Below are 12,222 nucleotides of genomic sequence, written 5' to 3'. Positions count from 1 at the left end.
TTCCTCGGTTTATTCCATAGTCTTTGTTGTATATAGTTGAGTTAGTTCCATATCAATTTGATCATCACAGTTAATGCAAAGTCCGTTTACGTTTACGGGCTTTTCATTTTTACAACGTTTGCAAATTCCCAATTCCTTGTAATTGTTTTTCATGAGAACCTCCTTTTTGCAAGTTCATGATAACACCCTTTCATTTGTTTGTCAAATACCCCGTATATTATTTTTTTAAACCCTGTTTTTCGCAAGGTTTATTTATGACAATTTCATTAAAATCTCTGTAACTCAGTAATTACAATGGTTTCATGGCGCTTTTCAATATTACGTAATTATAACTTATTGATATATGTCTCTTTTTCCATTACAATGTAGTTACAATCTATTTTTTGGAAAGGAGTATCATGGGACGCTATATATTAAATCGAATCTTATCGATGATCATTACGCTCTTTGTAGTCATCACGATTACATTCATTCTCATGAAAGCTATTCCCGGTGGCCCGTTTACAGGCGAGAAAAAACTTCCCCCTGAAATCGAGCGCGCCCTAGAAGAAAAGTATCACCTGAACGATCCGCTCTTTAAGCAGTATACAGATTACTTAGCAGGGATCTTCCGCGGTGATCTAGGCCCCTCTTTTAAACAAAAAGGTCAAGACGTAACGACGATGATCATGGACACCTTCCCTGTAAGTGCTCAGCTAGGTGGTTGGTCGATCGCATTAATCCTTATCATAGGTATTCCTATCGGGGTCGTGTCGGCCTTAAAGCAAGGAACCTGGGTCGATAGCCTGGTGATGTTTTTCGCTATCCTCGGTGTCACCATACCAAGCTTTGTGCTCGCGACTTTATTGATCTATATATTCTCAACCAAGCTCGGATGGCTTCCGACATCGCGTTGGGGCACATGGAAGCAAATGATCATGCCGGTTATCGCTTTAAGCGGTTATTCGATCGCTTTTATCGCTCGACTTACGAGATCGAGTATGCTCGAAGTTCTTCAGCAGGATTACATTCGAACGGCTGAAGCAAAGGGACTTTCCCGTTGGGTCGTCGTTTTTAAGCACGCCTTAAAGAACGCTCTCATCCCGATTGTTACCTACATAGGCCCCTTGGCCGCAGGAATCCTTACTGGTTCCTTTGTCATTGAAAAGATCTTTGCGATTCCTGGTATGGGCAAGCTTTTCGTAGAAAGTATCGGAAACCGTGACTATACGCTCATCATGGGCTCTACGATTTTCTATGCCTTTATCCTCGTCGTGATGGTTCTCATCGTCGACTTACTGTATGGATTTATCGATCCACGCATTAAGATTAATGAATAGGAGGGCACATGCAATTTGATAAAAGCGTATGGGATCCGATGTCAATGGATGCCAAGCAAAAAGAAAACAAGATGCGCCCTTCCCTGACCTACTGGCAGGACGTATGGCGTCGCTTTAAGAAAAATAAGGCAGCTATCATTTCAGCGATCTTTCTCATTCTCTTAATCGTCTCGATGATCGTGATTCCACTCGTTTGGAAATACAGCTATTCTTCACAGAACTTAAGTGCTAGAAACCAATGGTCCAGTTGGGATCACCCCTTTGGAACCGATAAGCTCGGTCGTGACATCTTTGTCCGTGTTCTCTACGGAGCAAGGATTTCCTTATCTGTAGGATTCGTCGCGAGTCTCATTAACCTCCTTGTAGGTGTCCTATACGGTGGTATTGCAGGCTTCTACGGAGGAAAAGTCGATAACATCATGATGCGTATCGTCGATATCCTCTACACGATTCCTCTTATGCTTTACGTTATCCTACTCATGGTTTACCTCGGTAAAGGTATGGGACCTATCCTCTTAGCCATTGGACTCGTTTACTGGATCGGTATGGCGCGTGTCGTGCGCGGTCAGTTCTTTAGCCTAAAGACGCAAGAATACGTCATGGCCGCCAAGGCACTCGGTGTAAAGGACCGTCAGATTATGATCCGCCATCTCGTTCCAAACGCCATGGGCCCCATCATCGTACTCCTTACGATGAGTATCCCTTCCGCTATCTTTACCGAGGCCTTCCTCTCTTACATCGGTCTAGGCGTAAGCGCTCCGATGGCAAGCTGGGGAGTACTCTGTAACGATGCTCTTACGAACTACACACTCTACCCACAGAACCTCTTGTTCCCAGCGTTGGCTCTGTGCTTAACCATGTTGGCCTTTAACTTCTTGGGCGACGGTCTTCGTGACGCCCTCGACCCCAAGATGAGAAAGTAGGCTTGTATGAACCCAAAAGAACACTTACTCGTTGTAGATGACCTCTACACTTCCTTTTTCACTCACGTCGGAGAAGTTAAAGCCCTCCGTGGTGTCAATTTCTACCTCGATAAAGGCGAAGCAATAGGCATCGTCGGCGAAAGCGGCTCTGGTAAGTCGGTTACGAGCTTATCCATTTTAAGACTCCTTCCGAAGCCAGGAGAGATCGTAGGCGGAAACGTCTGGTTTAATGGTCAGAATCTAAAAGAAAAGTCTAGAAAAGAGATGGAAGACCTTCGTGGTAACGAAATCTCCATGATCTTCCAAGATCCGATGACTTCCCTTAACCCCGTCTATACAATCGGTAATCAAATTATTGAGGCCATTCGAAAGCACCAAAAGATTTCAAAGGCCGATGCTAGAAAGAAAGCCATCGAGATGCTTCGCTTAGTCGGTATTCCAAGTCCTGAAAAGCGAATCGACCAATATCCTCATGAATTCAGCGGTGGTATGAGACAACGTGCCATGATCGCTATGAGTCTTTCGACAGAACCTCAGCTACTCATTGCAGACGAGCCCACGACGGCTCTCGACGTAACGATTCAAGCGCAGATTCTCGAGCTCATGAAAGACTTAAAGAGTAAACTATCGACCTCGATCATCTTAATCACGCACGACCTCGGTGTCGTCGTCGACGTATGTACGCGCATTGTCGTCATGTACGGCGGTCTCGTCATGGAAGAGGGAACGAAAGAAGAAATCTTCTATAATACGAAGCACCCTTATACCTTAGGACTCCTTCGCTCCATTCCGAAAGTGACGACCAAGGCCAACAAGCAACGACTCATTCCTATCGAAGGAACACCGCCAGATCTTCTCATTCCACCCAAGGGCTGTCCTTTTGCAGCACGCTGTGACTATGCAATGAAGATCTGTGCCGAACAGCTACCTCCTATGCACTCTGTAAGCCCTTCACATCGCTCGATGTGCTGGCTCATGCATGAGGAATCACCACTCGTTCAAGAGATCAATGGAAATATGAGAGGGGAGAACCATGAATAACGAAAAACAAACTCCCTTAATAGAGATTAAAAATCTGAAGAAGTACTTCCCTATGAAGACAGGCTTCTTCGGAGGAAAAGTACAAAACGTTCAAGCCGTAGATAACTTAAGCTTCTTTATCGAAAAGGGCGAGACGCTAGGCTTAGTCGGTGAATCAGGTTGTGGTAAGAGCACTACAGGTAGAACGATCATTCGACTCTACGAACCTACAGAGGGAGAGATTCTCTTTGATGGCGTAGACATTGCAAAGCTACCAGAAAAGGAGCTTCTACCCTACCGTAAGAGAATGCAGATCATCTTCCAGGATCCTTATGCTTCCTTAAACCCTCGTATGACGGTTGCTGACATCATCGGTGAAGCACTCGAGACGCATAACATCGGAACCAAGGAAGATCGCCTCGAGCGAATTCACGCACTCTTAAAAGAAGTCGGTCTAAATCCCGACCACGCAGCACGTTATCCGCACGAATTCAGCGGTGGACAGCGACAACGTATCGGTATCGCAAGAGCCCTAGCAGTAGAGCCTGACTTCATCGTATGCGATGAGCCGATCAGTGCCCTTGACGTATCGATTCAAGCACAAGTTGTAAACATGCTTGAGGATCTTCAGGAGAAGAGAGGACTCACCTATCTCTTTATCGCTCACGACCTTTCAATGGTAAAACACATCTCAGACCGCATCGGTGTAATGTATCTCGGAAAGCTCGTAGAACTCGCCTCGAGCGATGAACTCTACGACAACCCCATGCATCCTTACACCATCGCACTACTTTCTGCCATCCCGATTCCAGACCCTATCATGAGCGAGAAATCGAAGCGAATCATCTTAGAGGGCGACGTACCTTCTCCCATCAATCCTCCTTCCGGTTGCCATTTCCGTACGAGATGCCCAAAGGCGATGGAAATTTGTGCCAAGGAAGAACCTGAGTGGAAGGAGATTGCTCCCGGTCACTTCGGAGCTTGCCATCTGTTTAATGATAAAAGTTTGTAAAAAAAGCTTTTAATCATAAAGGTTTTGTAGTAAACTATGCTCTAATAAGAATGTTTTACTAAACATTCAAATTCACAGGAGGGAACATGAAACGATTTTTATCACTACTACTCGTCGTCGTAATGGTACTGACGATCTTTGCTGGTTGTCAGAAAGCTACAAACGACCCAGGCCCAGTAAAGAGTGGTGAACCGGCTCCTGCAGCAAGCGGCGAACCTTCAGCACAAACACCTAAGGCACCTGCAGGCGAATTCGTTCGCCACAACCTAGGAGCCGATCCACAGACTATTGACCCTGCACTCAACACAGCTGTTGACGGTGCAATCGTACTCGTAAACATGTACGAAGGTCTCGTTCAAGTGGACAAAGACAACCAAGTCATTCCTGGCGTCGCAGAAAAATGGGATATCTCTGAAGACGGCCTAACTTATACCTTCCATCTTCGCGACTCCAAGTGGTCCGATGGTAAGCCAGTTACAGCAAAAGACTTTGAATACGCTTGGAAGAGAGCATTAGCTCCTGAGACAGCTTCTGAGTATGCTTACCAAATGTACTACATCGCAGGCGCTCAAGCTTATAACGATAAGAGCGGTACTGTTGAAGGCGTTGGCGTGAAAGCAATCGACGACAAGACACTTGAGGTTAAACTCATTGCTCCAACACCATACTTCCTATCACTTACTGCATTCCCAACCTACTTCCCAGTTCGTGAAGACATCGTAAGTGCAAACCCAGAAAAATGGTCACTCGATCCTAAGACACACGTTAGTAACGGTCCTTTCAAACTAGACGAGTGGGCACACAATGACGTATTACGTATCGTCAAGAACGACGAATACTACAATGCTGAAAACGTAAAACTTAAAGGCGTAGAGTTCTACATGATCGTAGAAGCTCCTACAGCTCTTCAATCTTACTTAAACGGCGAGCTCGACTATGACGAGACGATTCCTCAAGATCAAATTCCGAATTTAACCAAGGAAAGAAAAGACTTCCAAATCTATCCATACATCGGAACATACTTCTACTGCTTCAATACGACCAAAGCTCCTTTTGATAACGTAAACGTTCGTAAGGCATTCAGCCTTGCAATCGATCGTAAAGGCATCGTAGAAGCCGTTGCACAAGGTGGACAGAAACCTGCTATGGGATTCGTTCCTTACGGTATGCAACTCTCTGATAAACGCGAATTCCGTGATGCTGCCAACACGACTTATGGTCTCAGTGAAACAGCAGACGTAGAAGGCGCAAAGAAAGCACTTGCTGACGCTGGTTTCCCAGACGGACAAGGTCTACCTCCAGTAGAACTTATCTATAACACAGACGAAGGCCACAAAGCCATCGCTGAAGCCGTTCAAGAGATGTGGAATGCAAACCTAGGCGTTCAAGTTGAACTACGTAACGAAGAATGGAAAGTATTCCAAACGACACGTAACGAAGGTAACTTCCAAGTCTCTAGACACGGTTGGATCGGTGACTTCACAGACCCGATGACATTCCTAGACATGTGGTATTCAACTTCTGGTAACAACGACGCTCACTGGAAGAACCCAGCCTTTGACGCAGCTATCGACAAGTCAAAGACAACGACAGGTGCTGAACGTGACGCTGCCATGATCGAAGCTGAAAAGCTCATGATGGAAGATCACATCGTTGCACCAGTCTACTACTACACCAAACCTGCACTCTTAAATGAAAGAGTACAAAACGTTGTAATGAGCGCTCTTGGATTCGTCTACTACGCTGGCGCATCCATTGTTGAATAATACAAAACCTAAGACACAAAAACCCCAGTTCAGAATACTGAACTGGGGTTTTATATTTCCTATCTTATCATTCATTAGGTAGTCCAAATGATTTCAAGATGTCTTTTTTCTTACTGTAAAAGTCTTCCTTCTGCGCTTCGCTGTTAGCAATGAACTCTACATTCTCGAGTTCTTTTTTCGTTAGCATTTCGAATTGACCATTTACAAGTACTTCTTTATTTTCTAAGCTTACCTTACAAAATGGTGAAATGATTCCTGTTTTATCTTCGGGCGTAAATAAACCTTCACGGTAATCGGAATATCTATAGAGGGAGAATACATACTTCTGATTCTTTTGAATGGGTGTATACCCTGGTGCTAAGGAAATCATTTGGTTCCCATTCGGACTAATATAGATGGGCTCAAAATACGTAATCGTTTGACCCTCCAAGGACTTGTCACCCGCTAAGACCTTTTCTACGCTAAGTTCATAGACCGTACAGTTTTGCGCCAAAGAAAGGATCTTAACCTCTTCACCGATCATGACTAAATCAGGCTTTATTTCACTCAAAGTCAACTCTTCCTGACTGTCAGTTAACTCAAACTTCATGTTTTCATAGCGCTCTAACATCTCAGCACTCGATGGATGTGTTCCTTTGATATAAAATGCAAAAGCCACAAGCACAATAATGATCAAAAAGTATAGGATGCGTAAAAGCTTGCTATTCATGTCTCTCACCATCTATAATTTTTCCATTATCGATTAAGATCGTCTCATCGCATAGAATTTTAATATCCTCACTGCTATGACTAGCCATAACAATGGTCATGCCATTGTTCTTTTCTTCTAGCAGGAAATGTCTCAGATCTTCTACACCTTGTAAGTCAAGAGCATTCGTCGGTTCATCCAAAAGCAAAAGTTTCGGTTTTTCCATAATTGCTTGAGCAAGAGCTAAGCGCTTTTTCATACCGAGAGAGTACTTTTTAAACGTACGCTTATCATCTGGAGCAAGCCCAACCTTGTTGAGTGCTTCTCTAATTTCTTGGTCACCAATTTTCTTATTAATATTTGCGAGTGCCTTTAAATTCTGAAATCCAGTAGAATCGTCCCAAAAGCCACCCTCCTCAATCACAATGCCCGTATCATGAGCAAAGCTTCCGTTTACTCCAACTTTCTGTCCAAACACTTCAACTTCTCCTGAAGTTGGAATAATAAGGCCTGCAATCGCTCGTAGGAGCATTGTCTTACCTGACCCATTTCTTCCTAAAAAGCCATAAATCTTACCGCTTTCAAGAGAAATAGATACATCATCTAAGACGATATGTCCTTTCAGATTCTTTGTTAGATGTTTCGTTTGTACTGCAATCATCGCTGTTCCCCCTTTTGCGTATCAAGTAATACATCAGTTGTTCGGGTATAGAAAACCCATGATAGTCCTAAGAATAAGAAACCATAGAGAAAAAGATTGATCCCAGCATTCGCTTCTGATACTTCGATTCCCGAAGAAGAATCTTTAATGAAAAGAAGACTTCCCCAAACGAAACGCAACATCTCGTTCGAAACCAAGAATCGATCTACGAGAGAACGAACAATGTAAATCATCACACCACTGAAACTTGCAATACCGATCCCTCCCTTTCCTAGAAGAAAAGCTGAAAGAATCAATATAATGCCCACAATTTCTATTTGCAGTAGTGCCTGTAGCACTATTTTCCCGTTTATCGTAAAAGAGCCTTGTAAAACATTAGGTATCAAAAATTTAAAGCTAATGTAGAAGACGGAAGCAAGGAGAGCTGTAATAACCACTTCCCCTTTGGCCTTTCGCATCGTGCTCTGCCGAATCAGTCGATAGAGATTACTAGATGAAAGCGTATTCTGCACATAGCGCAAGAAAATGGTTAGCATGAAATAAAACGGTATCATCATAAAAATGAACATCAGATAATAAACACTCATGATCGCTGTATCTGACATGACGATCATTATCGTTTTTTCATGGTCCAACTGGCCAATGAGTGCATTAGATACCATAACCGTAGAAATCAATAAAAAGACAAGTAAAATGAGAATCGAGACACCATATTTTTTCATCTTCTTACTCCTAAAAATTCTTTCTTTTCCAACGTGAAAAGAAGCACAATTCGTAATAGAAAAAATATCAGTAAAAGGATGATAAATTCTCTCAGGAAAACTCCAGGAGAAATCTTAATTATAGATCCTTCAAAAACAAGCCCTCTTGAAAAGTTCATCCGATTGATCAGCAAATTCCATCCCCTCTGGATATACCAAAGGTTAAAATCGATTCCAATAAGCACGAAATAAATGACCCCTCCTACTACTTTTGACCACCAAAAGCTTGATATCAGTAAGATCATTTCATAAATGCATATTCCAATAAAGTAACCCAAAAAGCAAATAATGAGTGAGGCCAATAGCTGCGATCCACTGATAGGAATACGAAGTAATAAGCAGTTAGCTAAGACCGCTACAAAGATGGCTGAACATAATAAAAAACTTGTTTTTATTACCGCCAGAGTGATCTTTGTCGCTAGTTCTTTACGATTTGTGTAGCGAAAGTATATCGGTAGATTTTGTTCTTTCTTTAGTATCTGTTGAACAGTAATAAAGATCATCACGGAATACATAAACAAAAATCGATAGGGTATAGTCATTAAAATCGTAACTCGAAGTATTCCGTCCGGAAAATCTTGTTCTAACTTGATAAAATAATACGTCACAGCCAATAGAAATAGAAAGAAGCCTATGAATAGGCTTTTATTTCTTTTCATTTTACAACTCATCCTTCTCAAACCAGACTCTGTAGCTGGTTAGTATCAAACTGATAAGCAACATCACACCTAAAAATCCTACGAAAACCGATAAATCCATGTCATCCAGCCCATTATTTGCGTACAAATAGTAAGCAGGGATATAGCCAAAGTTGCCAACCAGAGCAGCGACCAAAGAAGCAGCCATATAAAACATAAAGGGAAATATAAAGAAAACATTCCTCTTACTGGGTTTCAGTGTAACCAAGCTATAAAACAATAGAGAGAAACATCCTGCAGTAAGGCTTACCAAAAAGATGTTTGTGAAGCTATATAAATAGGGGCTATTTATATACATCTCCGGAAACAGAAGATATCGTAGACCACGAAATTCTGTTAAATTAAACGATCCATTCGAATAGGAACTCCACGGATAAGCAATGATACAAAGTAATTGGTTTAGTGCTAAGCTGAGGAAGAAAAGGACAAAAGGAACACTAAAGGAAATGACAAAACCTCCAAAGTAATACCTAAATCGAGAAGTTCTGTGCAGAAAGTAACCACCCATGGAGCTGATCTCATTATACTTTAACATCCCAAAAATGCATAAGGCAGAAACCGATGGAATGAGAATCCAAATAAAAATATCAGGGACCATGAATGAAGAAGTTTTAAAAAGGATATACTGCTGGTTAGCTGGTTCTAATATTACCTCGGAAATGGACTGACTTTTGATAGCATGAAATACAAACGGAATCGTTACAAACGCAAGCAAAAAAAACGCACTGAAATGAAACTCCATCGTTTTCATCAAATGTTTTACACGTTCTCTAATCATTTCCAACCTCCTAATAATCATCAAAATTTGATTCAAATAACTATCAAGATGTTATTTGGAATGTTACTCAGTGTCAGCTTTTAACACAGAAGACTTAGTTCCAGCAACTAGGTAAACGTATCCAAAGTGAATAAATCACATTTTCTCTATTAGATATTCATATACTCAATAGTAGAAAATGTTAGTTTTTTTCAATTATACCATAAATCTATTTTAATTCAATTAATTGACGGCAAAAAACTAAGCGTTGCCGTTTTTTAATTTATGGTCTGCATTTTTTATATTCATTGAGTAAAAAAAACGAAGAAAAACCTGCACGTGTGCAGGTTTTTTCATTTTAACTTAAAGTGCTTAGGCGCTCTTCTTAACATCACTTGAACACCCACGATACTGTAGATCACCATGAAGACGATGATTCCAATGACGACTCCTAATGGAATGTCTTGAAGCATGAGTAGGAGGTAGCTTCCTATTGCTATGCCCATTGAGGTAATGATGGAAAAGATGGATTTCGTCTCCATGTTCTCATTGTAGGGCTGGATGGCGTAGTAGATGATAAATTCATGCAGTGTGTAGAACACGGTGAGGATGATGATCTCTAGTGCCATAAATAAGACATACGTCCATTGAAAGGGCCTTAAGAAGAGTGCTAGGTGGATGCCGAAACCTAGAATCAGTACAAGGGTCGGTAGTGCGCTTAATCGCAGTGATTCCTTTAATCTCGTCTTTAATCCTGTAAGGACCATTTCAGGTTGGCGGTAGTAGCTGTAGTGTAAGAGCGTGACATCCATGTTGGCAAAGTAGATGGATACAAACTTTTTTCCCATGCTGTGAAAGAGATAGAGAAAATAGAATGCTCCCTTAGAGAAAACGTCACGATACACTGGACCAATGGGTTCTTCAATAAAAATGTTACCGGCGATGAGAACGATAAAGAAGATCGTATAAGCAATCACGCGAAAACGAATGGGCTTCATAAACGCTTTCTTATAGCGCTTATGGAAGATCTCGTGAATGTACTCATAACCCTTTTTAGACTCATCAACTTGAATAGCTTCTTTACTGATGTTCTGCTCACCTACCGTATTGGCTGTAATTTGAGCCTTTTTAAGCTCTTCAGGATTATATTTAAGTGCACTTTCTATCGATAACACTTTCTTTAAGAGCTTCTTGTAATCGTTCGCTTTAAGAAGAATCACCCCTGAAAGAAGGGATACAATGAGTGCACCAATGGTCACTGCTGGCTTTGAAAAGATAGTGAAGTCAAAACCTAGACCTAGCCCTAGACCCAGAATGATTCCAAAAGGAGCGGTCATGATTAATGGTAAGTATCCTCTCGTTTTAAAGAGCCCCTCGCTAAAGTGGTATGCACCGTACCAAAAGATCTCTGCAAAAAGAACGAGTCCTACTCTTAGAACGAGTAGCGAGAGAAAGACGACCTTTAAATTTTCAGGAGCGAAGAGGTAGATTACAGGAACATATGGCACAATCTTTAAGAGCTTTAAAAAGATTCTTCCTAAGACGTTTGTCTTCGCTGGAAAACCAAGCATCCTTACGAGCGTCACATGATTCACGTCTACATCAACCATTTCCGGTGAAACGAGTCCTGGAAACATGACGATCATAAGCCAAAAGGTCCCGACAAAGGCTGATGTAAAATCCGTCTCAAAAAACTTTGAAAGGCTCACTGAAATTCCATGGACGAGAAAGTAGAGTGCAGTGGCTATGGCAAAGCTAAAGATGATATTTAGGATAAAGAGAAGTGTGTAAACAGCACCTTTCGCACGCTTAGCTCCAAAGAGCGCATCTGGTAGAATCCGCTTCATGCCAGGAATCGTTCGAAGCATGTAGAGTCTCGTGTTGAGACTCATAATAAACTGAAAGCGTAGGAGTATGAGTAGATCACGCATCGTTCTCACCGCTCTTTAAGATCTCAATAATTTTGTCTTCAAAGTCTGGATCATTGAAGTTATCTTTAGATAGACCCGATAGCACGCCATCGTGTAAAAGCACCACCTCATCACAGAGGTCTTTTGCAAGTTCTAAGATGTGCGTACTTAGGATAATGATGTGATCCTCTTTGAGTTCTCGAAGCATGTCTTTAATCTCTTTGGCAACGACGACGTCAAAGGATGTGAGCGGTTCGTCTAAGAGCATGACCTCAGGCTTCATGACGAGAAGGTTTATGAGGTTTAGCTTGTTTTTCATACCATGAGAATAATCTCTAATTAAACGGTCACCGTCTGAAAGATCAAAATCTAAACGCTTAAGGTATGTTTCGACGTCTTCTTGAGTGGAAGAGAGATGCTGGATGTCGAGTAAAAACTTGACGTACTCGAATCCTGTAAGAAAGTCTGGAACAAAGGGCGTACTAAAAACAAGTGCTACTTCACCTTCTGTGAGTGGCTTTTCATTTAATGTAATCGTTCCTTGATCCTGTTCTAATTCATCGTAGATGATGTTAAAGAGCGTCGTCTTACCTGCACCGTTTCGTCCTAGGAGTCCATAGATCTTTCCTTTTTCAAAAGAATAAGTAGCTCCTTTTAAAACCTCTTTTGACTCAAACCGTTTAAAAATATCTTTTAACTCTAGCATG

The 12,222-nt window shown here is 41.8% G+C and carries 13 protein-coding genes; 5 read left to right on the top strand and 8 right to left on the bottom strand.

What is annotated here, in order from left to right; genetic code table 11:
- Positions 1 to 9: 9 nt before the first annotated feature.
- Positions 10 to 153, bottom strand: coding sequence for a hypothetical protein (locus ACUB3H_RS05105; RefSeq protein WP_459129584.1), 144 nt, complete (start codon positions 151 to 153; stop codon positions 10 to 12).
- A 245-nt stretch (positions 154 to 398) separates the two neighbouring features.
- On the opposite strand from ACUB3H_RS05105, the gene ACUB3H_RS05100 reads away from it, so the two are divergent.
- From ACUB3H_RS05100 to ACUB3H_RS05080, 5 genes are all read left to right on the top strand, one after another.
- Positions 399 to 1,319 (top strand): ABC transporter permease, encoded by a 921-nt coding sequence (locus ACUB3H_RS05100; RefSeq protein WP_459129583.1) that lies wholly within the window; start codon positions 399 to 401, stop codon positions 1,317 to 1,319.
- Between the two features lie 8 nt (positions 1,320 to 1,327).
- Positions 1,328 to 2,242 carry an ABC transporter permease gene (locus ACUB3H_RS05095; protein ID WP_459129582.1) on the top strand — a complete coding sequence of 305 codons (915 nt, stop codon included), beginning with the start codon at positions 1,328 to 1,330 and terminating at the stop codon, positions 2,240 to 2,242.
- Between the two features lie 6 nt (positions 2,243 to 2,248).
- A complete protein-coding gene (locus tag ACUB3H_RS05090; protein WP_459129581.1) occupies positions 2,249 to 3,283 on the top strand; it encodes an ABC transporter ATP-binding protein in 1,035 nt (344 codons plus the stop codon).
- Complete coding sequence (locus tag ACUB3H_RS05085; protein WP_459129580.1) at positions 3,276 to 4,274, top strand: ABC transporter ATP-binding protein; 999 nt, start codon at positions 3,276 to 3,278, stop codon at positions 4,272 to 4,274. The genes ACUB3H_RS05090 and ACUB3H_RS05085 overlap by 8 nt, the downstream gene beginning before the upstream one ends.
- A gap of 86 nt (positions 4,275 to 4,360) precedes the next feature.
- Complete coding sequence (locus ACUB3H_RS05080; RefSeq protein ID WP_459129579.1) at positions 4,361 to 6,040, top strand: peptide ABC transporter substrate-binding protein; 1,680 nt, start codon at positions 4,361 to 4,363, stop codon at positions 6,038 to 6,040.
- A 67-nt stretch (positions 6,041 to 6,107) separates the two neighbouring features.
- Here the strand turns inward: ACUB3H_RS05080 and ACUB3H_RS05075 are convergent, their stop codons facing one another.
- The 7 genes from ACUB3H_RS05075 to ACUB3H_RS05045 form a co-directional block, all read right to left on the bottom strand.
- Complete coding sequence (locus tag ACUB3H_RS05075; RefSeq protein WP_459129578.1) at positions 6,108 to 6,749, bottom strand: hypothetical protein; 642 nt, start codon at positions 6,747 to 6,749, stop codon at positions 6,108 to 6,110.
- Positions 6,742 to 7,389, bottom strand: coding sequence for an ABC transporter ATP-binding protein (locus ACUB3H_RS05070; protein ID WP_459129577.1), 648 nt, complete (start codon positions 7,387 to 7,389; stop codon positions 6,742 to 6,744). The genes ACUB3H_RS05075 and ACUB3H_RS05070 overlap by 8 nt, the downstream gene beginning before the upstream one ends.
- Positions 7,386 to 8,111, bottom strand: a complete 726-nt coding sequence (locus ACUB3H_RS05065; RefSeq protein WP_459129576.1) for a hypothetical protein — start codon at positions 8,109 to 8,111, stop codon at positions 7,386 to 7,388. The genes ACUB3H_RS05070 and ACUB3H_RS05065 overlap by 4 nt, the downstream gene beginning before the upstream one ends.
- The gene (locus ACUB3H_RS05060) at positions 8,108 to 8,809 is read right to left on the bottom strand and encodes a hypothetical protein (protein WP_459129575.1); all 702 of its coding nucleotides are present in this window, start codon (positions 8,807 to 8,809) and stop codon (positions 8,108 to 8,110) included. Before ACUB3H_RS05060 ends, ACUB3H_RS05065 begins: the two co-directional genes overlap by 4 nt.
- Before the next feature lies 1 nt (position 8,810).
- On the bottom strand, positions 8,811 to 9,626 hold the full coding sequence (locus ACUB3H_RS05055; RefSeq protein WP_459129574.1) for a hypothetical protein: 816 nt from the start codon (positions 9,624 to 9,626) through the stop codon (positions 8,811 to 8,813).
- A gap of 332 nt (positions 9,627 to 9,958) precedes the next feature.
- Positions 9,959 to 11,536 carry a hypothetical protein gene (locus ACUB3H_RS05050; RefSeq protein ID WP_459129573.1) on the bottom strand — a complete coding sequence of 526 codons (1,578 nt, stop codon included), beginning with the start codon at positions 11,534 to 11,536 and terminating at the stop codon, positions 9,959 to 9,961.
- Positions 11,529 to 12,221: an ABC transporter ATP-binding protein gene (locus ACUB3H_RS05045; RefSeq protein ID WP_459129572.1), complete on the bottom strand. Its 693-nt coding sequence runs from the start codon at positions 12,219 to 12,221 to the stop codon at positions 11,529 to 11,531. The genes ACUB3H_RS05050 and ACUB3H_RS05045 overlap by 8 nt, the downstream gene beginning before the upstream one ends.
- Position 12,222: the final 1 nt, after the last annotated feature.

Source organism: Guggenheimella bovis (genome assembly GCF_054492335.1).
This window is presented reverse-complemented; position numbering and strand designations above follow the sequence as displayed.

Coding starts and splice junctions, on each gene's coding strand:
- ACUB3H_RS05105 (WP_459129584.1), bottom strand. CDS start 153: ATGAAAAACAATTACAAGGAATTGGGAATTTGCAAACGTTGTAAAAAT.
- ACUB3H_RS05100 (WP_459129583.1), top strand. CDS start 399: ATGGGACGCTATATATTAAATCGAATCTTATCGATGATCATTACGCTC.
- ACUB3H_RS05095 (WP_459129582.1), top strand. CDS start 1,328: ATGCAATTTGATAAAAGCGTATGGGATCCGATGTCAATGGATGCCAAG.
- ACUB3H_RS05090 (WP_459129581.1), top strand. CDS start 2,249: ATGAACCCAAAAGAACACTTACTCGTTGTAGATGACCTCTACACTTCC.
- ACUB3H_RS05085 (WP_459129580.1), top strand. CDS start 3,276: ATGAATAACGAAAAACAAACTCCCTTAATAGAGATTAAAAATCTGAAG.
- ACUB3H_RS05080 (WP_459129579.1), top strand. CDS start 4,361: ATGAAACGATTTTTATCACTACTACTCGTCGTCGTAATGGTACTGACG.
- ACUB3H_RS05075 (WP_459129578.1), bottom strand. CDS start 6,749: ATGAATAGCAAGCTTTTACGCATCCTATACTTTTTGATCATTATTGTG.
- ACUB3H_RS05070 (WP_459129577.1), bottom strand. CDS start 7,389: ATGATTGCAGTACAAACGAAACATCTAACAAAGAATCTGAAAGGACAT.
- ACUB3H_RS05065 (WP_459129576.1), bottom strand. CDS start 8,111: ATGAAAAAATATGGTGTCTCGATTCTCATTTTACTTGTCTTTTTATTG.
- ACUB3H_RS05060 (WP_459129575.1), bottom strand. CDS start 8,809: ATGAAAAGAAATAAAAGCCTATTCATAGGCTTCTTTCTATTTCTATTG.
- ACUB3H_RS05055 (WP_459129574.1), bottom strand. CDS start 9,626: ATGATTAGAGAACGTGTAAAACATTTGATGAAAACGATGGAGTTTCAT.
- ACUB3H_RS05050 (WP_459129573.1), bottom strand. CDS start 11,536: ATGCGTGATCTACTCATACTCCTACGCTTTCAGTTTATTATGAGTCTC.
- ACUB3H_RS05045 (WP_459129572.1), bottom strand. CDS start 12,221: ATGCTAGAGTTAAAAGATATTTTTAAACGGTTTGAGTCAAAAGAGGTT.